The 24,756-nt window shown below is 47.8% G+C and carries 25 protein-coding genes; 10 read left to right on the top strand and 15 right to left on the bottom strand.

Features of this window, described 5'->3' with window-relative positions; genetic code table 11:
* Positions 1-33: 33 nt before the first annotated feature.
* Both truC and MJO57_RS29880 read left to right on the top strand, forming a co-directional pair.
* Positions 34-786, top strand: a complete 753-nt coding sequence (gene truC, locus MJO57_RS29885; protein WP_252021006.1) for a tRNA pseudouridine(65) synthase TruC — start codon at positions 34-36, stop codon at positions 784-786.
* Between the two features lie 198 nt (positions 787-984).
* Positions 985-1,425 carry a hypothetical protein gene (locus MJO57_RS29880; protein WP_252021004.1) on the top strand — a complete coding sequence of 147 codons (441 nt, stop codon included), beginning with the start codon at positions 985-987 and terminating at the stop codon, positions 1,423-1,425.
* Between the two features lie 7 nt (positions 1,426-1,432).
* Here MJO57_RS29880 and MJO57_RS29875 read toward each other — a convergent pair whose 3' ends face one another.
* The 3 genes from MJO57_RS29875 to MJO57_RS29865 all read right to left on the bottom strand — a co-directional run bounded on the left by MJO57_RS29875 (position 1,433) and on the right by MJO57_RS29865 (position 4,122).
* Positions 1,433-1,744, bottom strand: coding sequence for a transposase (locus MJO57_RS29875; RefSeq protein ID WP_252019089.1), 312 nt, complete (start codon positions 1,742-1,744; stop codon positions 1,433-1,435).
* Complete coding sequence (locus MJO57_RS29870; protein ID WP_252017330.1) at positions 1,734-3,248, bottom strand: IS66 family transposase; 1,515 nt, start codon at positions 3,246-3,248, stop codon at positions 1,734-1,736. Before MJO57_RS29870 ends, MJO57_RS29875 begins: the two co-directional genes overlap by 11 nt.
* Positions 3,249-3,450: 202 nt before the next feature.
* Entirely contained in the window at positions 3,451-4,122 is a 672-nt protein-coding gene (locus tag MJO57_RS29865) for an ankyrin repeat domain-containing protein (RefSeq protein ID WP_252021002.1), read from the bottom strand.
* Between the two features lie 166 nt (positions 4,123-4,288).
* Here MJO57_RS29865 and MJO57_RS29860 point away from each other — a divergent pair, with 166 nt between their 5' ends.
* A complete protein-coding gene (locus MJO57_RS29860; protein WP_252021000.1) occupies positions 4,289-5,389 on the top strand; it encodes a Fic family protein in 1,101 nt (366 codons plus the stop codon).
* Between the two features lie 206 nt (positions 5,390-5,595).
* Entirely contained in the window at positions 5,596-6,075 is a 480-nt protein-coding gene (locus MJO57_RS29855) for a hypothetical protein (RefSeq protein ID WP_252020998.1), read from the top strand.
* 92 nt (positions 6,076-6,167) lie between these two features.
* Here the strand turns inward: MJO57_RS29855 and MJO57_RS29850 are convergent, their stop codons facing one another.
* Both MJO57_RS29850 and MJO57_RS29845 read right to left on the bottom strand, forming a co-directional pair.
* Positions 6,168-6,701 (bottom strand): cytochrome b, encoded by a 534-nt coding sequence (locus MJO57_RS29850; protein WP_252020996.1) that lies wholly within the window; start codon positions 6,699-6,701, stop codon positions 6,168-6,170.
* A gap of 82 nt (positions 6,702-6,783) precedes the next feature.
* The gene (locus MJO57_RS29845; protein ID WP_252020994.1) at positions 6,784-6,921 is read right to left on the bottom strand and encodes a hypothetical protein; all 138 of its coding nucleotides are present in this window, start codon (positions 6,919-6,921) and stop codon (positions 6,784-6,786) included.
* A 317-nt stretch (positions 6,922-7,238) separates the two neighbouring features.
* On the opposite strand from MJO57_RS29845, the gene MJO57_RS29840 reads away from it, so the two are divergent.
* On the top strand, positions 7,239-8,171 hold the full coding sequence (locus MJO57_RS29840) for a phosphatase PAP2 family protein (RefSeq protein ID WP_252020992.1): 933 nt from the start codon (positions 7,239-7,241) through the stop codon (positions 8,169-8,171).
* Between the two features lie 198 nt (positions 8,172-8,369).
* On the opposite strand, the gene can is transcribed toward MJO57_RS29840, so the two are convergent.
* The 3 genes from can to MJO57_RS29825 all read right to left on the bottom strand — a co-directional run bounded on the left by can (position 8,370) and on the right by MJO57_RS29825 (position 10,676).
* A complete protein-coding gene (gene can / locus MJO57_RS29835) occupies positions 8,370-9,029 on the bottom strand; it encodes a carbonate dehydratase (protein ID WP_252020990.1) in 660 nt (219 codons plus the stop codon).
* Positions 9,030-9,164: 135 nt separating this feature from the next.
* On the bottom strand, positions 9,165-9,992 hold the full coding sequence (pyrF, locus tag MJO57_RS29830) for an orotidine-5'-phosphate decarboxylase (RefSeq protein WP_252020988.1): 828 nt from the start codon (positions 9,990-9,992) through the stop codon (positions 9,165-9,167).
* 84 nt (positions 9,993-10,076) lie between these two features.
* Positions 10,077-10,676, bottom strand: a complete 600-nt coding sequence (locus MJO57_RS29825; protein WP_252020986.1) for a glutathione S-transferase family protein — start codon at positions 10,674-10,676, stop codon at positions 10,077-10,079.
* A 225-nt stretch (positions 10,677-10,901) separates the two neighbouring features.
* Between MJO57_RS29825 and MJO57_RS29820 the strand changes: the two genes are divergently transcribed.
* Together MJO57_RS29820 and MJO57_RS29815 are read left to right on the top strand one after the other, a co-directional pair.
* Positions 10,902-11,171 (top strand): hypothetical protein, encoded by a 270-nt coding sequence (locus tag MJO57_RS29820; RefSeq protein WP_252020985.1) that lies wholly within the window; start codon positions 10,902-10,904, stop codon positions 11,169-11,171.
* Positions 11,172-11,337: 166 nt separating this feature from the next.
* Complete coding sequence (locus MJO57_RS29815; RefSeq protein WP_252020983.1) at positions 11,338-12,231, top strand: DMT family transporter; 894 nt, start codon at positions 11,338-11,340, stop codon at positions 12,229-12,231.
* Positions 12,232-12,374: 143 nt separating this feature from the next.
* Here the strand turns inward: MJO57_RS29815 and MJO57_RS29810 are convergent, their stop codons facing one another.
* Together MJO57_RS29810 and MJO57_RS29805 are read right to left on the bottom strand one after the other, a co-directional pair.
* On the bottom strand, positions 12,375-14,672 hold the full coding sequence (locus tag MJO57_RS29810; RefSeq protein ID WP_252020982.1) for a hypothetical protein: 2,298 nt from the start codon (positions 14,670-14,672) through the stop codon (positions 12,375-12,377).
* Between the two features lie 290 nt (positions 14,673-14,962).
* Entirely contained in the window at positions 14,963-15,295 is a 333-nt protein-coding gene (locus MJO57_RS29805; protein ID WP_252020980.1) for a hypothetical protein, read from the bottom strand.
* Between the two features lie 249 nt (positions 15,296-15,544).
* Here MJO57_RS29805 and MJO57_RS29800 point away from each other — a divergent pair, with 249 nt between their 5' ends.
* Positions 15,545-16,177 carry a hypothetical protein gene (locus MJO57_RS29800; protein ID WP_252020978.1) on the top strand — a complete coding sequence of 211 codons (633 nt, stop codon included), beginning with the start codon at positions 15,545-15,547 and terminating at the stop codon, positions 16,175-16,177.
* A 160-nt stretch (positions 16,178-16,337) separates the two neighbouring features.
* On the top strand, positions 16,338-16,799 hold the full coding sequence (locus MJO57_RS29795; RefSeq protein WP_252020976.1) for a nucleoside deaminase: 462 nt from the start codon (positions 16,338-16,340) through the stop codon (positions 16,797-16,799).
* A gap of 157 nt (positions 16,800-16,956) precedes the next feature.
* Here MJO57_RS29795 and MJO57_RS29790 read toward each other — a convergent pair whose 3' ends face one another.
* Positions 16,957-18,450: a hypothetical protein gene (locus tag MJO57_RS29790; protein WP_252020974.1), complete on the bottom strand. Its 1,494-nt coding sequence runs from the start codon at positions 18,448-18,450 to the stop codon at positions 16,957-16,959.
* Between the two features lie 703 nt (positions 18,451-19,153).
* Positions 19,154-19,612, bottom strand: a complete 459-nt coding sequence (locus MJO57_RS29785) for a hypothetical protein (RefSeq protein WP_252020972.1) — start codon at positions 19,610-19,612, stop codon at positions 19,154-19,156.
* 190 nt (positions 19,613-19,802) lie between these two features.
* Between MJO57_RS29785 and MJO57_RS29780 the strand changes: the two genes are divergently transcribed.
* The gene (locus tag MJO57_RS29780; RefSeq protein ID WP_252017330.1) at positions 19,803-21,317 is read left to right on the top strand and encodes an IS66 family transposase; all 1,515 of its coding nucleotides are present in this window, start codon (positions 19,803-19,805) and stop codon (positions 21,315-21,317) included.
* A 69-nt stretch (positions 21,318-21,386) separates the two neighbouring features.
* Here MJO57_RS29780 and MJO57_RS29775 read toward each other — a convergent pair whose 3' ends face one another.
* The 3 genes from MJO57_RS29775 to MJO57_RS29765 form a co-directional block, all read right to left on the bottom strand.
* Positions 21,387-22,337 (bottom strand): LysR substrate-binding domain-containing protein, encoded by a 951-nt coding sequence (locus tag MJO57_RS29775; protein WP_252020970.1) that lies wholly within the window; start codon positions 22,335-22,337, stop codon positions 21,387-21,389.
* A gap of 118 nt (positions 22,338-22,455) precedes the next feature.
* A complete protein-coding gene (locus MJO57_RS29770; RefSeq protein WP_252020968.1) occupies positions 22,456-23,175 on the bottom strand; it encodes a sulfite exporter TauE/SafE family protein in 720 nt (239 codons plus the stop codon).
* Positions 23,176-23,277: 102 nt separating this feature from the next.
* Entirely contained in the window at positions 23,278-24,672 is a 1,395-nt protein-coding gene (locus MJO57_RS29765) for a glutamate decarboxylase (RefSeq protein ID WP_252020966.1), read from the bottom strand.
* Positions 24,673-24,756 lie beyond the last annotated feature (84 nt).

The raw sequence follows: 24,756 nt of genomic DNA, 5'->3' as shown, positions 1-24,756 counted from the left end.
TTCTTGGGAACTCTTTTATAATTGGACAAAGGCATGATCAAAGCGCCTGCGGAACCCCTTGATATTATCTATCAGGATCCATGGCTGGTGGCCATCAATAAACCCTCTGGCCTGCTGGTTCACCGTTCCATGATTGATCGTCGTGAAACCCGCTTTGCCATTCAGCTATTGAGGGATCAGATAGGTCAGCATGTATTTCCACTCCACAGGCTGGACAAGCCAACATCGGGTGTGCTGGTTTTTGCCCTGTCGCCTGAAGTTGCCAAACGGGCGAGTGAGCAGTTTCAGGAAGGTCTGGTCAGTAAAACCTATCTTGCCATCGTTCGCGGTTTTGTACCTGAATCGGGAGTGATCGACCACCCGTTGAAGGAGAAACTGGATAAAATTACCGATCGCAAGGCGCGCCGGGATAAACCGGCCCAAGAGGCGGTAACCGGGTATCGTCGACTGGCAACCGTTGAGCTGCCAATAGCGATTGATCGATACCCCAGCAGCCGATATTCGCTGGTGGAGGTTAAGCCCGGAACCGGTCGTAAGCACCAGATTCGTCGGCATATGAAGCATATCTCCCATCCTGTTATCGGTGATGCAAAACACGGTAAGGGAAACCATAATCGGTATTTTGCAGAGCACTTTGATGCTGATCGATTACTGCTGCATTGTGCCAAAATGGCAATGGATCATCCGGTAACGGGAAAGCCCGCCGCTTTTTATGCCCCGGTCGATATGATGTTGGATCAACTTTTCGACCGATTTGGCTGGACATTGCCCTATAGCAGTGAATAAATAACATTTTTGGCTCTTTTCGTATTGCAGACTGCTGATTTCATAAATCAGGCTGGAATCCTCCTGTGGCAGGGCTTGGCAATATTTAGCCAGCAGTTTCCTGAAGGCATTGTATATCAAGGCCTTTGGCCAATTTTCATTGCAGAGCAGTCTGTAACCCGAAAAGAGCCACATTTTTTATCGGATTGAGAGACTTCAATGAAAAAAGTTATTTCTGGCGTGCTGGTTTCACTGGCAGTCTTACTGGCTGGTTGTGCTTCAACTCAGGAGTCACCGGAGGTAAATGCCGAGAACTTGGAAGTCGAAGTAACCCGTCAGTTTACCGGTACAACCATGACACCGGACCCTGTTTTGCAACAGGTATCGGAGTTGAGCGAAGCTGGCATCCTGAAAAATGTACGCATGACTCGCTCTATTCCCTCGCAGATCACGGCAACTGGACCTGAGAGGGTTCTGGCTTGCGTCTCTTCCGAGGGAAGTCGCTGGTTGGAAGAACACCAGGAATGTGAATTCATGGCAGAAGAAACCTGTGCTGAACTGGGTGGGGAGTTTAATCCTTGCGCATCATCCTGTCGAAATGACCCGGACGCCATGGTTTGTAACTTGATGTGTGTGGCAGTTTGCCGTTTTGATGATTAGTTTGTAACTATTCAGCACTGAGCAAAGGCATATTACAGTAATTCCGAACAGCTCTATGAAGTGATTGATATATGTCCATTCCCTGTTTTCTGGCAGACGACAAATAGCTGCGAATCCGTGCAAACATAGAACCACCGTCTGCACTCCTGAAGCAGCCTGAGATTTTCTGCTTTAACTTGGCCATTCGAACATCCCGCTCACTGCCATTGTTATCGAAGGGAATGGTAAAATCTGACATGAAGCGCAGTGTCTCAGCCTTGAACTCAGTGAGTCGTTTGAAGAGATTGTAAGCTTTAGTATTCTTGTAACTATTCAGCACTGAGCAAAGGCATATTACAGTAATTCCGAACAGCTCTATGAAGTGATTGATATATGTCCATTCCCTGTTTTCTGGCAGACGACAAATAGCTGCGAATCCGTGCAAACATAGAACCACCGTCTGCACTCCTGAAGCAGCCTGAGATTTTCTGCTTTAACTTGGCCATTCGAACATCCCGCTCACTGCCATTGTTATCGAAGGGAATGGTAAAATCTGACATGAAGCGCAGTGTCTCAGCCTTGAACTCAGTGAGTCGTTTGAAGAGATTGTAAGCTTTAGTATTCTTGACTTTCTTGCGCTTAAGCTCCTCTCGTTGCTTCTCCATATAGACGACTTCTTTCATTAGAGCCCGCTGAAGCAACCGGTCATAAATCTTCTCGATTCGTTCACAGACAACACTTGGCATCTGTAGCATACCTATGGTCTTAAAGCCCTTGCAGTAATGCCAGGAAAGCCTCAGTAGCTTCATCAATCGCAACGCCAGTTGATTGCTGTCCCTATCAACAACACCCAAAAGCTCCCTCAGGTGATGGGCATTGCAAAGTACGTGAGTTGCCGCATATGCAAAATAGGATTTCCAATGATCATGAACCAGAACGCCTGCAAATGTTAGCAGTATGCCCATCGTGTCCATGGCCTCACGACCTCGCTTTTCAGACAAGTAGTAGAGCGTCCATTGTTCATCCCGCATAACGTGTAGCCAGTGCAAAGAGCCCTCGGCCCGCATACCCGTTTCATCGGCTCCGGCAACAGACGATTCCCGCAAGGCGTCACGAATAACCTCTTCAGTAGAAGCCAGATTTTCATAGGTTCTGGCCACAAAATTGGCGACAGTGCCTGCACTTACACTCATTTTATAGAGAGTATTAAAATACTCTGACACGCGCTTAAAAGGCAGGAAATGGTATTGGTTAAGATAGACGGCCATAGCCTGTGTGGCTGAGCCATATTGTGCGGCAGCGGTAACACCTTCCGGGAATTCAGCCTGATTCCGACAACCACAAGTGCAGATTTTTACTTCAGCTCTATGGGCCGTTACTTCAAATTCACCCGGTCTCCCTGGTTCAAACACCTGTCGTTCAATATATTTGACCGGCTCACTATCAAGAAGAGACGCCTGACATTTATTGCATTCTTTAACCGGAAGGTACTCAATATAGTCAGGGATATCGACCTGTTTAAGACAAGTGCCCTGATGCCCTTTCTTTCCACCGGCTTTATTACCAGAAGACTGTCTCAGACTTTTAGGATTGGGTTTTTCATCCGATGGATCGGTACCTTTATCTGCGGAAAGGTCGTCAGAATGATCTGGAGAATTACTGTTTTTACAAGGTTTTTGATAACCATCAGACGATGGCGGCTTGCTGCTGTTTTGACTGTTCTTGCCAACCTTTTCTTCCAATTCTCGACATCGCTCTTCCAGACAGGCAACTCTCATCCGCAGCTCTGCATTCTCTTTCAAGAGAATCTCAGCCGACATAGTTGCGGGTAGTTCTGGAATCATGCTGGCGAATATTGTGGAAAAATGGTGCTTAAGAGGATGGTATAAAAATCAGAAAATTCCAGATTTATGTGGGGGTGCTGAACAGTTACATTAGTTTTTCACAGGGAGTTGCTTGATTCCCTGCTCTTGATTCAATGAAAAGGCTGTCTATGAGCCACACTCGTAGAGGTGCTGTCATTCCATGGAGGCTGCCTGTTTTCGTTTAGTCTCCATTGATAAAATTAAAGAATTCCTTTATTAGCTTGTGGGGAATAGGGTTGTCCGGAGGACAGGCCACTGACCATTGGTAGTTCTCAAACAGCCGAATCATCGCGGTGATTTGCAAAAGAGGCAATTTGAGCAGCAGCTGGTTTAGTTCGGCCATGGAGGTTGGCCTGATGACATCGTCGGGATGGTCCTGACAAAGTTTTTTCCAGAAATAATAAACAACCAGCAAGGTTATCTCCTCATCAGCAATTGCCTCACAGATTGCATGTTTGACTTCATCATTACTGTAGCTGAGTAGCAGCACAATCTTGCTTATGTTGTCAGTCTGGTTCAGTGCATAAGAAAAGTGAAAGCATATTGATTGTGAGTTTTTAGTGACTATGACATCAGTGTCCGCTCCATGTTTCAACAACAGTAATACCGTTTCCACTGAGCCGTGGAAAATAGCCGTGATCAGTGGCGGTACTGTGTCGTCATCTGCGTGGTTGATGTCATAACCCCTCAAGAGCAATCTTTCTAACTGCTCAAGCCTTCCTTCACGTATATTATCAGCCAGTTCGTCGGCACTTATATCTTCGGAGCTTATATCATCGACTTGGTTGATACGATCAGACGATGAGTCCGCAATGGCGTAGCTGTAAAAAAGCGGGGGACTAACAGATTGCATATCAGGATTCAGTATTTGGATTTTATGATATATAGAATGTTATTCTCCGGAAAAGTTCAATTGAGTATCTGTAATCATCAATAAGGCTGCTCAACTGTGCCACACTATTTTTTCAATATTTTTTCAACATTGATTAATTGCCTGTCAGACGGCTTTTGAATGGCTCATGTATACATTAGAACATTTATCCGGTTATGCCTTCAGCAGTTATCAGTTGGGTCTGTTCAGGCAATTGGGCGAGTTCAGAGGCCGGCAGCTGGTGACCGCCCGTCAGCAGCCGGAAGTTCTGGATACGCTCCGTCAGGTTGCGGTACTGGAATCTGTTGAATTCAGCAGTCGGCTGGATGGCCTTTTTTCTGCACATTCTGCACAAATAGCTTCACGAAAGGCCGCCTCCAGAGAGCTGGTTCGTAAGCTGGTACACAAGGAATACCGTCCAGCCACACCGGTTGAAAGGCAGGTTGCCGGCTATCGGGATGGCCTGGAGATGGTGGTTGAGCCAGGCGAACACATGACCTTGTCGGTTAGCCTTATCCGCCAGCTGCATGCCATGTTGTATGCCCATCTGCCCCACGAAGGAGGACGCTGGCGGGTTACCAATAAAGAGATTGTTGAGCGGGACAGCAAAGGGCAGAGAATCGGTGTTTTATATCGAACCATACCAGCCACGGCGATTGCCGGCGCGATGGAGAAGCTGGTTGCCTATTATCATGAAGGGCTTCAGCAGCAAGATGAGCCTCTGTTACTGATAGCGGCGGTTGTATTGGATTTTCTCTGTATACACCCTTTCAGCGACGGCAATGCCCGAATAGCCTGGTTGCTGATGGCGATGATGCTGGCACTTAACGGTTATCAGGTCGTTCAGCTGATTAGCCTTGAGCGGGTGCTGTTACGGCACGAGCAGGACTATAAAAGAGCGTTACAGCTGAGTGTAAAAGGCTGGCAAGAAGGACAGCACAATCCGATGCCATGGATCGATTTTTTCCTGAACACCCTGATTCGTGCTTACGATGAGCTGGAAGATAAAATTCAAACGCTGCAGTGGCAGGGGAGTCGGGCACCCAAATCGCAGCTGGTACGGATGGCCATTGAACAGACCCGTCATACCTTTTCCATTGCTGATATTTGCCTGCAGATACCGACAGTCAGTCGTGAGCTGGTCAAAAAAGTGGTTCAGCAAATGCGCGCTGAAGGTCTGCTGGAGCCGGTAGGCAGAGGGCGCGGTGCCCAATGGCAAAAGTGCAACCGGTCAGTAATCCGGAATTAAGCAGGTGACAGTTTGATTTCAATATTATTCTCCAACCAGTCATGCAGATATAGCCATTATTAAGCCCTGGATACCAAGGAAGGGAACTTTATTGGCATTAAAGTATCTATATACAAAAGCAAGCTATCGCCTGCCTGGAAGATCACCTCAGGTTGTTATGTGGGTAAAGTCAGCGAATATCATTGAATAAAGGAGACTTGTAAAATATGGATAATGTTAATAACAGTTTCAAACTCATTTGTCCCGCCATTGGGTCAGACCCCAGTCTCAAAGTCAATTGCCCCACCATTGGGACAGTTGAAGCAAACAGTCTTGGTATGTGTCTGCCCGGAGGCATTGCTGGTATCTATTATTTTGGCGCTACCGGATGTTTTTATGGCACCATTAAAAGCATATATACAGGTAAAGTCTTTGCCAAATCCAAAGTAGCTGTCGGAGCTGTTGAAAGACTAATGGCCGGAAAAGCAACGGCTATAGCAGAAAGAAATATTCAGCCTTGTCTTGTAGAATCCATTGCGAACGGTATCGTATGGGGAGCAGATGGATGGCTGAGTGGCGCCTTCTGTTTTGGAGGGATCGGTCTCGGCAATAAGTTCTATCAAAAGATAACCGGATATGAAATCCCGAATATAGAAATAGATCTTTCTGTAACAGCTCCCGGGATTCAATTGATGGAGAGGGTCTGATTAGTTACGGTGACCTATAGATAAAAACCAAAAAGATCCTCAATAAAAAGGCCCTCAATAGTGAGGGCCTTTTTATTTTTAGACCGGGTTAATCAAAGCATGCGGTGCAGCACATCATGCTCCGGCTTATCAAAGTAACGATGCTTGATGGTTGCCAGAATGTGCAATACCACAATGCCCAGCAGAACATAGGGAATCGTGACGTGGATATCGTGGAGCAGGCCTGCCAGATCAGGATTCTTTTCCAGGAAGCTGGGCATGACCAGGTTGAACAGCGGCACATCACGACCGCCGGCGTCAGACATCATGTAGCCACTCACCGGTACCAGGAACATAAAGAGATAGAGGAGCCAGTGCACCAGTGTTCCCAGTTTGACCTCATAAGCTGGCATGCTGTCAGGCAGTTTCGGAATCCTGCTGGCCCAGCGAATCACCAGACGGGCAAATAACAGAAAGATCACCAGAACACCGAAGGATTTATGCAAGTGGTAAATGTCGTATTTATAGCTGACGTTGTCTTCCAGTCCGGCCATATACCAGCCAGAGGCAATGATTCCCAGAATAAGAAGGCCGACAGTCCAGTGCATCAGGCGCATGAGTACGGGATATTTATCAGAACTGCTCATCGGTTTGCCCTGTTTTTTTAAGTTTCGAGGTATCCTAGTTTATTATACTGCTTTTACGCTACAGATATTTATTGAAGTCGTATCAAAGTGCGCATCGCTGCCTTCTGGCCAGGTTCAGCTCCTGCTGCAGTTGTGCTTCCGTTGCCGCAGTAAACCGCATTTTCTGACCTTCCGTATCGACCAGCCTGATCTTTTTTGATTCTCTGGTCAGAGTGAACACGTTGCTGTGGTTCACCTGATTTTTCAGTTCAGGCAAGGAACTTTGTGATGGCAACCTGAGACTAATGAGTAGTCGAATAACGTTAAATTTATGCTTATGAATTTATGCTTATGAATTGTATCTCAACAATACCATTGCAAGAGCGGCATGACGTTTCTGAAAACTCTTTTGGCCGGTCCATCCCGAAGCCTGATGAGGTCAAACAGTTCAGAGGATTTGGTGCGGTTCTCAGATCCGGGGTCACGTCTATACTGCAACAGGGCAGAATGGATGATCGATTCTGGCTCCGGCAGGTACCCGAAGGAGGCAATAGCCTTATGACCCGCCTGATGTCAGCGGTACCCGTTGTTTATGCTTTGCTGGTCATCAATAGTCTGCCCACCGCTAATGGGTGTGAATGGGGGCCTTCAGGAACACGAAATGGAACACTATCGGCGAGTTCTGATTTTGGTTTTTCCGATCCGGTAGTGGAATGGGCTGATGGGGCAAGCGACATGGTATTGTACGGTGGCTGTGCGACGCTTCTTGCCAGCCATATTGCTAAATTCGTAGCACGGCTGTATGCAGGTAAACAGTCAAGTGAGCAGGAGCCGGAACCGGGTCATACTGAAAATGACTTCAAGAAGCTGGTGAAAAAAATGTTCCGTAGAGAGACCAGTGAAGTGGTGAAATCCCTGGTTTTAGTGGCCAGTGTCGCCGGTATTGTCGATTATATGAAAATTAAAATTGATAAAGAGCGCCCCTATGTTCTGAATCCTGACTATATCCATGGCAATTTGTGCATGGATCCGGATGATTTCAAGGCCATGCCCTCGGGGCATACGGCCATTTCAGCTATTGTCTGGTCGCAGGTTTTCCTTAACATTACAGATTCTGCAGCGCTGTCTTCCCCTGCCTTCAAGCGCTTGCTGTCGAAAATGTCAGTCTTTTCAAATAAACCACTTGCTTCACCGGCAGGGAAGCGGTTTATCACCTCCGTGGGTGCCTTGGGTTTTGGAGCCCTGGCTGGGGCATTAAGAATTCTGGCAGCCAAACATGATGTTGTTGATGTGTTAATCGGGGAGGGGATAGGCATCATTGCCGCAGCTTGCTCTCCATATATCCGCAGTGGTGTTTTCAGTGCTGAAGCCGTAGTGGATAAAAATACCGGATATTACTACGACGATGATGTGTATAGCCGTCCTGTTGCAGGGGAGGGACCGATGCGGGACAGGGGTGATCAAGAGGCAGAGGCCTTAGCGATATTGTAATGGGATTGATAATACCATCATCATTTTGACCGGGGCTGGCAAATTTCAGAAGTCAGCGGGCCTTTTCATATCAGTTTTTCATATCACTAATTGCCGGATGAAAGTGGATAACAATACATCTTGCAGCCCGCCTACTGCCAGCCGATTTTATTAGCAGGGGATAGAATCCTGCATATCAGAACATTCAGGTCAGAACATTCAGCTTCCCTGCTTACTGGCGATAATATCAAGCGCTGTCGGGTACTGCTCATCAATGTCTTTATTTGAACCGACACTCAGACCAAGGTCTCTGACAAGGCCATCTTTCAAGCCATAAACCCAGCTGTTTACGGTCAGTTTCTGGCCACGATCCCAGGCGTCCTGAACGATTGTTGTCTGACAGACGTTAAGCACTTGCTCCAGAACATTGAGTTCACACATTCTCTGGAACTGTTCATCATCGCTCCCGGCATTCTCGAGCAGCTCAGCGTGCTTCTTCTTAACATCCTGAACGTGCCTCAGCCAGTTATCGATCAGACCCAGTTTGGAGTTATTCATGGCTTCACGAACACCACCACAGCCGTAATGGCCCGTCACAATAATGTGCTCCACTTTCAGGTAGTCAACCGCATATTGAAGCACTGACAGGCAGTTCAGGTCGGTATGGACCACCAGATTGGCAACGTTTCGGTGGACAAAAAGTTCGCCCGGAAGGAGCCCGACGATTTCGTTGGCAGGTACCCGACTGTCTGCACACCCGATCCAAAGGTACTTTGGGGCCTGCTGTTCGGAGAGCTTTTCAAAAAAGCCGGGGTTTTCTTCACGAATGGACTTGGACCACTGGTTATTGTTTTCGAGGAGGTTTTCCAAACTAGACATAGTTTCCAGATCCATATTCCTGTTCCATAACTGAGGAACGTTATAGCAACTCTCGTTCGGCAAGACCAGTACTTAAGAAGAAAATTGTTCGGTATGAAAAGTGCTCTGTATCACGGTTACAGAGCACTTAGCCTGTCATCGGTATCGGTTTACCTGATCCCGTAATTCGATGGCAGCTCCCCTTGCGGCCTTTGCAAAGTCATCACCTCCACTGGCATAGATAATGCCACGGGATGAGTTCACAATGATTCCCTTGCCTTCGCTGTTGAGACCATTTTTTACCGTGGCTTCAACGTCACCGCCCTGAGCCCCGAGACCCGGCACCAGGAACGTCATGTCTCCGGTGATTTCCCGGATACGCTTCAGCTCCTCAGGATTTGTGGCACCAACAACCAGCAGAATGTTGTTGTTTTCATTCCACTGCTCCTGACACATCCTGGCAATGACTTCATAAAGCATGGCGGTATCACCATTGGCCTGCAGGACGGGCAGATTCTGAATTGCCGCAGCGCCGGGGTTTGACGTGCGGCACAGCACCACTGTTCCCTTATCTGCATAGCTTGAGAATGGCTCAATAGTATCAATTCCCATGTAGGGATTGACGGTAACGGCATCGGCCTGGTAGCGCTCAAAGGCTTCAATGGCGTACTGACTGGCAGTACTGCCAATATCTCCTCGCTTGGAGTCCAGGATGACCGGTATATCAGGGTATTGAGCATGAATGTAGTTAATGGTCATGGCCAGCTGGTCTTCAGCACCGCAGGCATGGTAATAGGCTGCCTGGGGCTTATAAGAGCAGACCAGGTCGGCTGTTGCATCAATAATGGCTTTATTGAATTCAAAGATAGGCTTTTCCATCGCCTGAATGGATAAAGGAAAGCGCTCGGGTGAAGGATCAAGGCCTACACACAACAGAGAGTTGTTTTTCTCCATGGCAGCCTGAACCCGATCAATAAACCCCATTGTAAACCTCAGCGTTATCTGAAAGTGCTGGGCGGGGAGTCTAGCAGTATCCGTTGTCTTTTACATGCGTTGGTGGAATGGGTATCAGCCCATTTTCACATGCCCCGGATGTTCCCTGACCCGTTTGAGCCAGGCCATGATAAAGGGGAAGTCGGTCAGACCATAGCCACCTTCTGGTGCAATATGCGTGTAACCATACAGGCAGATATCAGCGATGCTTATCTGGTCACCAACCAGCCAGTCATGGTGTTCCAGATGCGTCTCCATTACCTGTAGCGCTTTGTATCCACTGGCTTTCTTTGCCTGAAGGGCGGCCTCATGCTTTTGGGGTCTGCCCAGGAATTTCACGATAAACCTGGCTGTTGCGATGTAAGGCTCATGGCTGTATTGCTCAAAAAACTGCCACTGGAGAACTTTTGCCCTGAGGAAAGGGTCTGAAGGCAGGTAGTCTGTGCCATCGGCCAGGTAATTCAGGATGGCATTGGATTCCCACAGGTAATTCCCATCCGGTAACGCCATGACCGGAATCTTTCCGTTGGGGTTCATGGCCAGGAACTCATCAGTATGTGTTCCGCCGCCCAGGATATTGATGTGCTCCCATTCGCAGTCAATACCGAGATGGCTCATTAGCAGTTTGATTTTATAACAGTTGCCGGACCGGGCATCTCCGTAAACCTTGTACACAGGCTTCCTCCTGTTGGTCAAAATTGCATGAGACATTGGTACTCTCTATTCAAAGACGACGCAAGCACATTTTGTGCAAGAAAAAACGGGCGAAGGTTTCCTTTTGTTGTGGGTATGTTGCGCAGATCAGTAAACGACATAGTTCATATTCTTCCCAGGGAGTGGGCATTTAAAGGCAGCTCCCGATAGAATGCATCCTTTTATAACATCTCAAGGTGTATGGTAATGATTGATAGTGATGACCTGATGGGTGGTGAGGCCGTTATCGAAATAGTTGAAAATCAGCTGGCAGAAAATAACCCGGCAAGAGTAAAGGAGACCTTGATGAGGCTGATGCTCGAAGGTGTTGAGCGGGAAGAAGCCATTCAGTACATTGCCTGTGCCCTGTGTGTTGAGCTGGTGGATGTGGTCAATCATCAGGCGACATTCAATGAACAGCGTTTTAACACCAACCTTGATGCTTTACCAGAAATGCCATGGGCTGAAGATCTTTAAAAAAAACGCTGTCATTTATAAATATCAGCTATTTTGTCTTTTCCTGATTCTAATTATTGAGCCGTACTGATTAATCCAGCACAAAAAACAGGGTTGTTGCCGGAGAGTTTGCGACATTTTTGCAAACTACGGCTCTTGCTATTTTGGAAAAGAACGGTGAGACAAAATGCAGAATATCCTGCTGTTCAGCCTGTGTTCATTTGTGTGGGGCTCAACCTGGTACGCCATTACCTTTCAGCTGGGTGATGTTGATCCGTTATGGTCTATCAGTTATCGCTTTGTTCTGGCCGGGCTTATCTTAATGGTTATCTGTTTTCTGAAGCGGGTACCTATCCAATTCACTTCACGACAACATCTCAGAATATTTGTTCAGGGTATTTGTTTTTGCGGTATTTCTTATTGGTTGGTGTATCTCAGTGAACTTTACATCAACAGTGCACAGTCTGCACTGGTGTGTACCAGTATGCTCTACCTTAACGTCATTATTGGTCACTTCTGGTTGGGTAATCCGGTTCGTTTGCCTGTCGTCATTGGTGGCGTGTTGGGTTCACTGGGGATTGTCATGGTCTTTCTTCCTGAGTTAGCCGCTAACCTGACAACTGATTTGATGAAAGGCGTTGTTATGGCTTTTGCTGGTTGCATCTTTTTCTCAATTGGCAGTCTGATCTGTGAAATCAATAAAAAAAGTGGGCTTCCTCTATTGTCTGTGGTGATGATGGCAATGATCTACAGTTCATTGTTTACCGCCACCTTTGCGCTTTCCCTGGGAAAACCCCCTTCGTTCCAGTGGAGTATGCCATATGTCGTTTCTTTGCTGTACCTTGCTGTTTTCGGGTCAATTCTGGCAATGACATCCTATGTTGCCCTGATTGGACGGATTGGTGCGGATCGCACCGCTTATGTGGATGTAATTTACCCCATCATCTCTTTGTTTATAGCCACCGTGTTTGAAGGCTATCAGTGGACAGCCCTCAGTCTGGCAGGCGTTCTTGTGGTACTTGTTGGAAACTATATTGCACTTGGGATGAGTGCGAATAAAGCACACATAGCCAAATGCTGACCAGGCACTTTATTGGTAAGTTCTCAAAAAGCGCTGGAAGCAGGATAATTTCGATCAGTCGTTTATCCTCTCAGCATGGCTTTTTCAGGACACCAGCAGCTACAATTACGTTACTGCAACAGATAGATGATTTTTGATAAGAGTCAGACTATTTCATCTATTGAAAGTGACTCCCAAAAGTTTTCATCGGAATCAAAATTCTCTGATGAGAGGAGTTCATCAATATATTCAGCTAGTTCCAGATTCTTGAGACTTATAGATTCTATAATTCGTGAAACTAAATTCTCGTTCGAAAAGCCTTTGCCATGATAAATGGAAGAAATGGTGCTCAACAGTTGCCGGTCAACCTGGCCATTCTTCTGGAGGCCCGGTAGCTTCAGCAGCCTGTCCACGTCCCCGGCTTTGGGAAAGCCTTTTCCATTACAGATGGAAGAAATGGAGCTCAGCAGTTGCCGGTCAAGCTGACCATCCTTCTGGAGGCTCGGTAGCGTCAGCAGCGTGTCCACGTCCCCGACTTTGGGAAAGCCTTTACCATGACAGCTGGAAGAAATGGAGCTCAGCAGTTGCCGGTCAAGCTGGCCATCCGTCTGGAGGCTCGGTAGCTTCAGCAGCGCGTCCACGTCCCCGGCTTTGGGAAAGCCTTTACCATTACAGATGGAAGAAATGGAGCTCAGCAGTTGCCGGTCAAGCTGGCCATCCTTCTGGAGGCTCGGTAGCTTCAGCAGCGTGTCCACGTCCCCGGCTTTGGGAAAGCCTTTACCATTACAGATAGAAGAAATGGAACTCAGCAGTTGCCGGTCAAGCCGGCCCTCCTTCTGGAGGCTCGGTAGCGTCAGCAGCGTGTCCACGTCCCCGGCTTTGGGAAAGCCTTTACCATTACAGATAGAAGAAATGGAACTCAGCAGTTGCCGGTCAAGCTGGCCATCCTTCTGGAGGCTCGGTAGCTTCAGCAGCGTATCCACGTCCCCGGCTTTGGGAAAGCCTTTACCATTACAGATAGAAGAAATGGATCTCAGCAGTTGCCGGTCAAGCTGGCCATCCTTCTGGAGGCTCGGTAGCTTCAGCAGCGTGTCCACGTCCCCGGCTTTGGGAAATCCCCGGCTACTCATCATGTAAGAAATGGAGCTCAGCAGTTGCCGATCAAGCTGGCCATACTTCTGGAGGCTCGGTAGCTTCAGCAGCGTGTCCACGTCCCCGGCTTTGGGAAAGCCCCGGCTTCTCATCATGGAAGAAATGGAGCTCAGCAGTTGCCGGTCAAGCTGACCATCCTTCTGGAGGCTCGGTAGCTTCAGCAGCGTGTCCACGTCTTCGGCTTTGGGAAAGCCCCGGCTACTCATCATGTAAGAAATGGAGCTCAGCAGTTGCCGGTCAAGCTGGCCATCCTTCTGGAGGCTCGGTAGCTTCAGCAGCGTGTCCACGTCTTCGGCTTTGGGAAAGCCCCGGCTTCTCATCATGGAAGAAATGGAGCTCAGCAGTTGCCGGTCAAGCTGACCATCCTTCTGGAGGCTCGGTAGCTTCAGCAGCGTGTCCACGTCTTCGGCTTTGGGAAAGCCCCGGCTACTCATCATGTAAGAAATGGAGCTCAGCAGTTGCCGGTCAAGCTGGCCATCCTTCTGGAGGCCCGGTAGCGTCAGCAGCGTGTCCACGTCCCCGGCTTTGGGAAAGCCTTTACCATGACAGATGGAAGAAATGGAGCTCAGCAGTTTCCGGTCAAGCTGGCCATCCTTCTGGAGGCTCGGTAGCTTCAGCAGCGTGTCCACGTCTTCGGCTTTGGGAAAGCCCCGGCTACTCATCATGGAAGAAATGGAGCTCAGCAGTTGCCGGTCAAGCTGGCCATCCTTCTGGAGGCTCGGTAGCTTCAGCAGCGTGTGCACGTCCCCGGCTTTGGGTAAGCCCCGGCTACTCATCATGGAAGAGATGGAGCTCAGCAGTTGCCGGTCAAGCTGGCCATCTTTCTGGAGGCTCGGTAGCTTCAGCAGCGTATCCACGTTCCCGGCTTTGGGAAAGCCCCGGCTACTCATCATGGAAGAAATGGAGCTCAACAGTTGCCGGTCAACCTGGCCATTCTTCTGGAGGCTCGGTAGCTTCAGCAGTGCATCCACGTCCCCGGCTTTGGGAAAGCCTTTACCATTACAGATGGAAGAAATGGATGTGATAAATGGATAACATGCTATTGCTTGTACATCAGGGTCTTCAATACTCAGAAATTCGTTAATATTTTTCTTTGTTTTTGAGGTTCCTTCGCCCCTCAAGAGCATGCTGGTAATGGTACCCGTGTTCTTAACTGTTCTTTCCACACTGCTAAAATAAATGCCAAGCTTGGATATCAGTTGGACTTTCGACTCATTCGGGCAAGAATTAACCAGCTTATCCAGCGTTGGTTTGACAGTGATTTTGCGTTCCTGGCAAAGACCTTTTAATTGATCTAAATTCGTTATCAATGAATCTTGTTGATACTCATTTTCACGATACGGTCGTTTTCTTTTTAATTTTTCATCCTGTACTGCATCTTCAATGTGAGAAACATTTCTCTTTAAAGATCTTTTTTCTTTAGGGGACTCATAATTATCGATGGTTGGGAGGCTGTTTCCAATGGGTTGTTGTCTTGATACGTGCCGACCTGAATAGAAAGAGCTTGATGGTCTTGATGGTGTTGTGTGATCACTACCAGAAGGTAACCCTGTGGAATTCGCACTCCCCGTCGCCAGGCTTGATTCATTATAGAGTGGGATCATTGTATGCTCTCATAAAGGTTTTCCAGGCTTTCTCGCTTTTGCTGGAACGATTCGTGGCCTTTGGTAATCAGGTTACTGAGCTCCCCTGACGAGATAGAAACACCTATATCCCAGAGAAACTCCAGTAGCTGGGACTGTGTTACGCCACAGGCGAAATCAGATGGTTTGGTGTTTGGCTTTATATCTGGCTTGGGGTTCAGCTTTTTCAAGCGAGTGATTTCGTTTTCCGGAATCTTTATCCGTTCCTGAAGCTGAACACTGTGATCCTGCTGCTGAGTTATCAAGGCAAGCAGCTTTTCAGTAGAAAGGTTATCAAGCGATGTATTCATGATCCTGAAAGGTAGACTGTAGAGACGGTATTTTCCTCAAAATATCAGTTTTTGAGGACATACCTTTATTGGTTATTGGTTATTGGTTATTGGTTATTGGTTATTGGTTATTGGCTAGCAGCAAAAGGAATAAGGATAATGAACAATAAGAAAGTTGAACTACCAGTTAATTGGCTTGTCAAAGTTACTCTGATAATTGCAATAAAATCCTGAATACAATTTTTGTGAGTAACGAAAAAGAGTTTTTCGATGAATACCAATAACAGTTGTGTTGTCCAGTCTGATTGTCGTGGTGATTACAGCCGATCCATTCCTGAATTAACCGTCAAAAAGGATAGTGCAGGCTCATGCCACCACGACGGCTACCGCGTTTCTGTTCAGACAAATCAGAATATCCAGCTGTCTGCTCAGGGTGTCGTTAGGCATGAAAAGTGTTCCGGCCTTCAGGATTTTGAGATTTGCAAACATGATACTCAAGACCGGTCTGACTCTTTATACCAATGTGCGATGGCAGATAGGGCAGATAGATTAGAGCATTTATACCACCCTCCTGTACATCTGACATTTGAAAGAGACGATATTAACGATTCTTCTGTCGGATGTCTGAATTTCGAAAAGTTGCTGAAGTTTCACATTGATATTCTTTCCACCAGAGCGGGTTGCGGAATCAGTTGTAGACTTGCAATTTCTACGGACCGTCCAACAAAAGCCAGGGTTGAAGTGCAGTCAGAAGAGTTGAAAACAATCATTACGTTTACAAATGATTATGGAAGTGAGACAAAACTGACCCTTGATAATAACTATTGGCTTTATCATGATTATGAAAAACTGTTAGAACGGTATAAGTCCTTGAATCTCCTGGAGTGTTCTGGTGGCAAATAAGGAAGGTGCTGATATCTTAAGGGCAGCCCAGATGTGGTTGATTACTAAAGAACACTTGGTTTATTGAATAGATATTAATATGCGATAAAAATTAACATGGGCACAGTGTGCAGGGGCTAAAATACTGTTTCAAAGTCGCTGTTATGCTTGGTCGTATTTCATGAATGATTATTCACCCTTACTGCTGCGTAGCATTGAATTGGCGAGACAGGAGGCTAATAAGGGCCAACTGCCATTTTCCGCACTGCTCGCAAAAGAAGGGCAGGTGTTGGTAGAAGCGGTAAATACGTCGAAGGATACCGGTGACGTGACCCGGCATTCGGTTATGAATCTGCTCTCCAGAGCAAATGAGCAGTTCTCTCAGAGCGAGTTAAAACACTGTACCCTGGTTGCCAGCTCTGAACCTTGTGCGATGTGTTCTGGAGCCATTTACTGGGCAGGTATTTCAAGAGTGGTGTTTGGTTGCAGTGGAAAGGCTCTTCAACAGGTTGCCGGGCAATCCATTGATATTAGTTGCCAGGACATTTTTAATCATTGCCACCCCATAATCGAATCTATTGGTCCGCTTGAAGAGGAGTTGGCCTCAGAGTTGATTATGGAGTTCTGGCCACATCCTTCATGATTCAGACCATCCATTATTTATACCATTCAGACAATCGGTTATCAGTCCGGGTCAAAAAGCTAAAGAGTTTCCGGTAAGCCTTTGCCATGACACATGGGGGAATCCTGGTAACCAATACCTGATCGCGCGGCTTGTCCTTAACGGCTTCATCATTGTTCTACCATCCCCATTTCAAGCCACCCCGCTTCAGTAAGGCTTCCACTTTCGTCTTTTCCGGTATGCCTCTGCCATTACACATGGAAGAAATTTTGCTGACCAATGCCCAGTCGAGCGGCTGGTCGCTAACGGCCTCATCAATGCCCTGCCAGCCCTGTTTCAGGCAGGCCAGCTGCAGGAAGGCTTCCACTTTTGCTTTTTGTGGTAAGCCTCTGCCATTACACATGGAGGAAATATTGCTGACCAGTACCCGGTCAAGCGGCTGGTCCTTAACGGCCTCATCAATGCCCTGCCATCCCTGTTTCAGGCAGGCCAGCTTCAGGAAGGCTTCCAATTTCATCTTCTCCGGTAAGCCTTTGCCGTGATGCATGGAGGAAATGCTGGAGACCAGTGTCTGGTCAAATGGCTGGTCCTTAACGGGCTCATCAATGCCCTGCCATCCCTGTTTCAGGCAGCCCAGCTTCAGGAAGGCTTCCACTTCAGCCTTTTCCGGTAAACCTTTGCAATTACACATGGAGGAAATGCGGGTGACCAGTGCCCGGTCGATCGGCTGGCCCTTAACGGCCTGATCAATGCCCCGCCAGCCCTTTTTCAGGCAGGCCAGCTTCAGGAAGGCTTCCACTTTCGCCTTTTCAGGTATGCCTTTGCCACAAGACATGGAGGAAATTTTAGTGACCAGTGCCTGGTCAAGCGGCTTGTCTTTAACGGCCTGATCAATGCCCTGCCATCCCTCTTTCAGGCAGGCCAGCTTCAGGAAAGCTTCCACTTCCTCCTTTTCCGGCAAGCCTTTGCCACAAGACATGGAGGAAATGTGGCTGATCAGACCCTGATTGAGCGGCTTGTCCTTAACGGCTTCATCAATACCCTGCCAGCCCTCTCTCAGGCAGCCCAGTTTCATGAAGGCTTCCACTTTCTCCTTTTCCGGTAAGCCTTTGCTGGAAGACATGGAGGAAATATGGGTAACCAGGTCCCGGTCGAGCGGCTTGTCCTTAACGGCCTCATCAATGCCCTGCCACCCCTCTCTCAGGCAGGCCAACCTCAGGAAGGCTTCCACTTGCGCCTTGTTCGGTAAGCCTTTGCCATGACACATAGAGGAAATGTTAGTGACCAGAGCCCGGTCGAGCGGCTGGTCCTTAACGGCCTCATCAATGCCCTGCCATCCCTTTTTCAGGCAGTCCAGCTGCAGAAAGGCTTTCAATTTCGCCTTTTCCGGTAAGCCTTTGCCATGACACATGGAAGAAATCTGCTTTATCAATGGGCTGGCAGCAATGGATGCTACATCCCCATCGTTCATGCTGGTAAACAGGGTTATACTGCCCTTGCTCTTCAGCATGCTGGTTAAACAGCCAGTGTTGTCGATTGTTTTGCCCACAGCCGAAAAGAACACACCGGCTTTTTGAAAATACCCGGAACAAACCTGATATTTGGTAACAATATCATTGAATCGATCAAGTGCTAAAAAGACAGTCGGTAGGGGAGGGATGCCTCTACTCATGGATAACTGAATATTCCTCTGCTCAAGCGTTTTCAGCAGTGTGTCGGCGCTAGACAGTAAAGTTTTGATGCCGGGTTGACTCAGGCAAGACGTTATTTGATGTTGATGAGTGAAGCTAAACTTTGCGATGATTTTGCTGAAATCTGGCTCCCGATCAACACTTAACGACTCTGGTCGCTCTGTCGGGTGTTCAACAGATAATAAGGAAGAGTGAACTTTACTCTGGTCAATCTCCATTGGCTGTGGGGCGACAATAACCACAGGAGGGCATGAGGCACTTACTTTATGCTCCATCACTGGTATAGTTTGTGCCCGCCCGGTAGGCATTCCAGTAGGCATTCCAGTAGGCATTGATGTGCCAGTCTCTGAAGTATTCAGATATTGCCGACACCAGCGTTTTTTCAGAGGCCGGTTTGATTCGCTAACCTGCTCTGTAAAACCCTCTTGAATGTTCCTGTTTTCCCTGTTGTCAGTTTGAACCCTATGTCCGGAGAAGTAGCGCTTTCTGTTGTTGGTGTCGGGTAATGGCTCAGTTGCACGGGTATCCGCGAAGGTGATGACAGCAGGATGGTTTGATACGGGAGTTGACATAGGGGGTACGATTATTTTTATCTGATCGACCAGTTTCATGCCTTCACAGCACATTAACCATTACAGACCAGATCAACCCGCCATAGTTCAATTATACAGCCTAAAAGGTAGATTAACGCTTCAGCTTACGCTTGAGAATGTTGTAAATTTCCTGCTGATCTTTTTTGTGCACAAATCGCAGCGCTTCTCTAAGAGTTGGCAAACTGCCGACAATCATGGGGCAGTCCAGCAGTTTATCAAGCTTTTCCATATGCTGGATATCAGGGCGTCCCTGCTTGATGGGTGTCTCTTTAATATCGGAGCTGCCCATTATCAGTTCTGCGAGGCTGACCTGGTTCAGTAAGTATTTAATACCAATCAGAGCAAAAGCAAGGTGCTGACGTGAATGGGGGAATGGGTTATTGAAGCCATAGCAGATCATTCGGCTGTACATCTCAATCTGCACAAGTGAGCTGTCATGATAGCCCAGAGGGTTATCGATGCTATCCATACTGTCCAGGCTAACCATATCCCGGCCCAGATCCTGTACGGTTAACGCCTGCTGAGCGAAAACTGGCTTGATTGATTCCATGGCTTTACTCCGCTGCAAATCATTTTCATTCTTTTGTATCATTGATTTTGCAGAAGATTGCCTAACGAAGCTGCTAGTACTGCTTACTTTTATTTATGTTTGTAACTGTTCAGCACCCCCACATAAATCTGGAATTTTCTGATTTTTATACCATCCTCTTAAGCACCATTTTTCCACAATATTCGCCAGCATGATTCCAGAACTACCCGCAACTATGTCGGCTGAGATTCTCTTGAAAGAGAATGCAGAGCTGCGGATGAGAGTTGCCTGTCTGGAAGAGCGATGTCGAGAATTGGAAGAAAAGGTTGGCAAGAACAGTCAAAACAGCAGCAAGCCGCCATCGTCTGATGGTTATCAAAAACCTTGTAAAAACAGTAATTCTCCAGATCATTCTGACGACCTTTCCGCAGATAAAGGTACCGATCCATCGGATGAAAAACCCAATCCTAAAAGTCTGAGACAGTCTTCTGGTAATAAAGCCGGTGGAAAGAAAGGGCATCAGGGCACTTGTCTTAAACAGGTCGATATCCCTGACTATATTGAGTACCTTCCGGTTAAAGAATGCAATAAATGTCAGGCGTCTCTTCTTGATAGTGAGCCGGTCAAATATATTGAACGACAGGTGTTTGAACCAGGGAGACCGGGTGAATTTGAAGTAACGGCCCATAGAGCTGAAGTAAAAATCTGCACTTGTGGTTGTCGGAATCAGGCTGAATTCCCGGAAGGTGTTACCGCTGCCGCACAATATGGCTCAGCCACACAGGCTATGGCCGTCTATCTTAACCAATACCATTTCCTGCCTTTTAAGCGCGTGTCAGAGTATTTTAATACTCTCTATAAAATGAGTGTAAGTGCAGGCACTGTCGCCAATTTTGTGGCCAGAACCTATGAAAATCTGGCTTCTACTGAAGAGGTTATTCGTGACGCCTTGCGGGAATCGTCTGTTGCCGGAGCCGATGAAACGGGTATGCGGGCCGAGGGCTCTTTGCACTGGCTACACGTTATGCGGGATGAACAATGGACGCTCTACTACTTGTCTGAAAAGCGAGGTCGTGAGGCCATGGACACGATGGGCATACTGCTAACATTTGCAGGCGTTCTGGTTCATGATCATTGGAAATCCTATTTTGCATATGCGGCAACTCACGTACTTTGCAATGCCCATCACCTGAGGGAGCTTTTGGGTGTTGTTGATAGGGACAGCAATCAACTGGCGTTGCGATTGATGAAGCTACTGAGGCTTTCCTGGCATTACTGCAAGGGCTTTAAGACCATAGGTATGCTACAGATGCCAAGTGTTGTCTGTGAACGAATCGAGAAGATTTATGACCGGTTGCTTCAGCGGGCTCTAATGAAAGAAGTCGTCTATATGGAGAAGCAACGAGAGGAGCTTAAGCGCAAGAAAGTCAAGAATACTAAAGCTTACAATCTCTTCAAACGACTCACTGAGTTCAAGGCTGAGACACTGCGCTTCATGTCAGATTTTACCATTCCCTTCGATAACAATGGCAGTGAGCGGGATGTTCGAATGGCCAAGTTAAAGCAGAAAATCTCAGGCTGCTTCAGGAGTGCAGACGGTGGTTCTATGTTTGCACGGATTCGCAGCTATTTGTCGTCTGCCAGAAAACAGGGAATGGACATATATCAATCACTTCATAGAGCTGTTCGGAATTACTGTAATATGCCTTTGCTCAGTGCTGAATAGTTACTTATGTTTTATTCGCTGCATCACAAAAAGCACTGTGTCATTCGTGCTTTTTGTGGTTCAGTCGACTCAGGGTACGTGATAGCCCATTGGCATCTGTTCATCGTACTGCAGCCAGACTTTATTCAACCATGCCTCAGAGCCCAACCAGTCAAGCACCCACTTCAGGCCCTGCCCCATGTTTTCCTGGTTCCAGGCCAGCAGACAGCCGTCGTTATAATGCAGGTCAGGTACTTCTTTACGAACCAGCAAGCCAGCTTCGATATAGGGTCTGGCAAAGTGGTTAGGCAAAATCGTGGCTCCCAGCCCTCTTAACAGGCAGCCAATAGCGGCTCTGAAGCTGGGCACCAGCAGAACCTGCTGGTTTTCCAGCAACAGGTTATAGCCATGACGGAAAAAACGTGAGGTATCCTGGATGCAGATAGAGCGGTGTTCCTGCAGCTCTGCCATTGACAGAGGCTCTTTCCGATCGGCCAGGGGGTGGTCTGGTGCAACCACAAAGTCCCAGGTCATGTTACCCATAGAGCGCCAGGCAAAGCGGTCCTGGTTGAGAATGGCTTCCGGGATATCCTGGGGGGCGCCAATCACAATCTGACAGCGGCCATGGAACAACGAGTCCCAGGAGCCGTTATAAACTTCGGTGTTGATCACCAGCTCTGTTTCCGGCCGGACTTCCTGAAGATCATGAATCAGGTCGTAGACCTTTCCCTGGTTTACCACGTTATCCAGGGCGATACGCAGCTCCTGCTCCCATCCAGTAGCCAGCTGTCGTGTACTGTTTTCCAGTTCCTCCAGGGCGGCAAGCAGTTTATCGGTATGCTCAATAAAGTGTTCACCAGCCGGTGTCAGTTCAACCCGTTTGCTATCACGAAGAAACAGTTGTACACCCAGGCGGTCTTCCAGTTTCCGAACGGTATAGCTGATTGCCGAGGGCACTTTATGCAGATGCTTCGCGGCAGCAGTAAAGTTACGAAAATGGGCGACGGCCCGAACAATCTGTAGCGTTTCCGTTGGAATCATAGAAGGCTGTAATGGGTGGCGTGGATGAGGTGGACAATGATATCGGATCAGGGGCTATTGTTTTAAATATTTGTTTTAAATATTTTAATAAACCTGTGTATGGCTTTTTACAGAAGTGTCAACGCATCAGGTTGAGCGCACCTTTCGCCAGTGCTAATGAACCGGACAAACTACACAGAATCATAATGGCCGGATGCATGAAACGTTCCCATTTATGTAAGGGTAGTTTCATGCATAGATAAAACCCCAGTAGTGTACCCGGCATAAGAATGAAAGCAAGTTTTAGCTGTTCCCAACCAAAATGACCGACGGGAATCATGGCAAGAATACTGAGAATGCTGCTGATAACAAAGTAACCGGCAAGGTTAGCCCGTATATGTCCGGAGTCCTCATGCTGCATAACCAAGGCCATTGGCGGGCCGGAAACGGACGTTGAGCTGGCAAAAACGCCGGACACCATGCTGGCTATAAACATAGTTGCTGGGGTGGGTTTGATATTGAGCTGTGTACTGGAAACGAACACGGCCAGTAATACTACAGCACCAACAATAATGGAAAGCACTTCTTCAGAAACCGTTGACAGAAGCCAGACCCCCATCAAAGTACCCGGAATCAGACCAACAAATGCGCTTTCCAATCCGTGCGCATCCAGATCACGCCAGTTTTTTGCCGCCATTAACAGACACTGTATCAGTACCGCCAGCATCAGAGGGCCGGGGATAAAAAGTGGGTTAAGCATTAACAGCATGGGGGCGATGACAGCCCCCATGCCAAATCCAAAAGCCGTCTGTACGATGGCTTCGAGTATGGAAAGCAAGATAGCCAGAATGTATTCCATTGAAGGCTCCAGTACATCGGCTTCTCGGGCCTGATGACGCGTATTCTGAACCAGACTGCGCGTTCGAAGTACTCATAACGAAACGTCAACAGGCCATTGGCATCAATTATGGATATAACCTGAGGACTCGGCGGAACTGCCCTGCTTCTGCAGAGGATGATCCTTGAAGTAGTTAATACAACGTGTCAGGTCATCAATCAGTAAATCGGCAAGGTCCCGGCTGAAGCCGTGACGTACAAGGATGCGCATGATGACCAGATCCTGACGGTTGGCCGGCATGGAGTACGCGGCAATTTGCCAGCCCCGGCTGCGGATCCGGTCTGAAAGATCATAGAGATTAAAGCCGGGATCAATGCCTTTTTTCAAAGACCAGCTCATGGCTGGAATGCCACCCTTGCCGTTATAAATAATGTCAAATAGCCCCATTTGCTCAATTTTACTGCTGAGATATTCAGCAGTGTCGTAGCAGGCCTGTTGTATACGTCTATAGCCTTCTTTTCCAAGGCGCAGGAAATTATAGTACTGGGCGGCAATTTGCCCTCCGGGGCGGGAAAAATTCAGGGCAAAGGTCGGCATGTTGCCCCCGAGATAATTGACACGAAATATCAAATCTTCAGGCAGGTCTTCTTTGTCGCGCCAAACCACCCAGCCAACGCCCAGTGGAGCAAGGCCAAACTTGTGTCCGGAGGCATTAATGGATTTTACCCGGGGCAGGCGGAAGTCCCAGACCAGGTCAGGTTGGCAGAAGGGGGCGAGAAAACCACCGCTGGCAGCGTCCACATGGATAGGAATATCCAGTCCTGTATCCTGTTGGAGTTTATCCAGCGCCTGACTGAATGCCTGAACATCTTCATACTGGCAGGTAAAGGTGATCCCCAGCGTTGGAACCACGCCTATGGTATTTTCATCACAGCGCTTGATGGCTTCCTCCGGAGTCATCACCAGACGGTCACCTTCCAGAGGCACCTCTCTCAGTTCAACATCCCAATACCGGGCAAACTTATGCCAGCAGATCTGCACCGGACCGCAAACCAGATTAGGCTTATCCACCGGCTTGCCCTGATTCAGCATCGTTTTGCGCCAACGCCATTTCATGGCAATGCCACCGAGCATGCAGGCTTCACTGGAACCGGTAGTGGAACAGCCCATGGTATTCATGGCACTTGGTGAGTTCCACAGATCTGCCAGCATGTGGACGCAGCGGCTTTCAAGCTCGGCAGTCTGGGGGTATTCATCCTTGTCGATCATGTTTTTATCAACACACTCATCCATGATTTTATGGACTTCGTCATCTACCCAGGTCTGACAGAAGGTTGCCAGGTTCTGACGGGCATTACCATCCAGCATCAACTCATCATGAACGATCTGGTATGCGTGCCTTGGATCCTGCTGTTGATCAGGCATTTTGTATTTAGGCATGCGGATCGATAAGTCTGAAGAGGCAAAAATGTCATCTTCAATATTTTCAAGAATATCATCACGGTAATGGAGAGGCATGATATGACTCCAGAGCTATGAGAGGAGCTTGTCTTCTTTGGGTCAGAAGTTAACGGGAAGGGTCTGCGAACAAATGAAAAAAAA

Origin of the sequence: Endozoicomonas sp. SCSIO W0465 (genome assembly GCF_023716865.1) — a bacterium.
Taxonomy (GTDB): Bacteria; Pseudomonadota; Gammaproteobacteria; order Pseudomonadales; family Endozoicomonadaceae; genus Endozoicomonas.
Note: the sequence above shows the minus strand (reverse complement) of the source record. Positions and strands in the feature narration are given on the sequence as shown.

Coding starts and splice junctions, on each gene's coding strand:
- MJO57_RS29855 (WP_252020998.1), top strand. CDS start 5,596: ATGGATAATGTTAATAACAGTTTCAAACTCATTTGTCCCGCCATTGGG.
- MJO57_RS29820 (WP_252020985.1), top strand. CDS start 10,902: ATGATTGATAGTGATGACCTGATGGGTGGTGAGGCCGTTATCGAAATA.
- MJO57_RS29815 (WP_252020983.1), top strand. CDS start 11,338: ATGCAGAATATCCTGCTGTTCAGCCTGTGTTCATTTGTGTGGGGCTCA.
- MJO57_RS29870 (WP_252017330.1), bottom strand. CDS start 3,248: ATGATTCCAGAACTACCCGCAACTATGTCGGCTGAGATTCTCTTGAAA.
- MJO57_RS29770 (WP_252020968.1), bottom strand. CDS start 23,175: ATGGAATACATTCTGGCTATCTTGCTTTCCATACTCGAAGCCATCGTA.
- MJO57_RS29840 (WP_252020992.1), top strand. CDS start 7,239: ATGACCCGCCTGATGTCAGCGGTACCCGTTGTTTATGCTTTGCTGGTC.
- MJO57_RS29880 (WP_252021004.1), top strand. CDS start 985: ATGAAAAAAGTTATTTCTGGCGTGCTGGTTTCACTGGCAGTCTTACTG.
- MJO57_RS29780 (WP_252017330.1), top strand. CDS start 19,803: ATGATTCCAGAACTACCCGCAACTATGTCGGCTGAGATTCTCTTGAAA.
- MJO57_RS29865 (WP_252021002.1), bottom strand. CDS start 4,122: ATGCAATCTGTTAGTCCCCCGCTTTTTTACAGCTACGCCATTGCGGAC.
- MJO57_RS29805 (WP_252020980.1), bottom strand. CDS start 15,295: ATGAATACATCGCTTGATAACCTTTCTACTGAAAAGCTGCTTGCCTTG.
- can (WP_252020990.1), bottom strand. CDS start 9,029: ATGTCTAGTTTGGAAAACCTCCTCGAAAACAATAACCAGTGGTCCAAG.
- MJO57_RS29775 (WP_252020970.1), bottom strand. CDS start 22,337: ATGATTCCAACGGAAACGCTACAGATTGTTCGGGCCGTCGCCCATTTT.
- pyrF (WP_252020988.1), bottom strand. CDS start 9,992: ATGGGGTTTATTGATCGGGTTCAGGCTGCCATGGAGAAAAACAACTCT.
- MJO57_RS29795 (WP_252020976.1), top strand. CDS start 16,338: ATGAATGATTATTCACCCTTACTGCTGCGTAGCATTGAATTGGCGAGA.
- MJO57_RS29790 (WP_252020974.1), bottom strand. CDS start 18,450: ATGAGTAGAGGCATCCCTCCCCTACCGACTGTCTTTTTAGCACTTGAT.
- MJO57_RS29800 (WP_252020978.1), top strand. CDS start 15,545: ATGAATACCAATAACAGTTGTGTTGTCCAGTCTGATTGTCGTGGTGAT.
- MJO57_RS29850 (WP_252020996.1), bottom strand. CDS start 6,701: ATGAGCAGTTCTGATAAATATCCCGTACTCATGCGCCTGATGCACTGG.
- truC (WP_252021006.1), top strand. CDS start 34: ATGATCAAAGCGCCTGCGGAACCCCTTGATATTATCTATCAGGATCCA.
- MJO57_RS29860 (WP_252021000.1), top strand. CDS start 4,289: ATGTATACATTAGAACATTTATCCGGTTATGCCTTCAGCAGTTATCAG.
- MJO57_RS29785 (WP_252020972.1), bottom strand. CDS start 19,612: ATGGAATCAATCAAGCCAGTTTTCGCTCAGCAGGCGTTAACCGTACAG.
- MJO57_RS29765 (WP_252020966.1), bottom strand. CDS start 24,672: ATGCCTCTCCATTACCGTGATGATATTCTTGAAAATATTGAAGATGAC.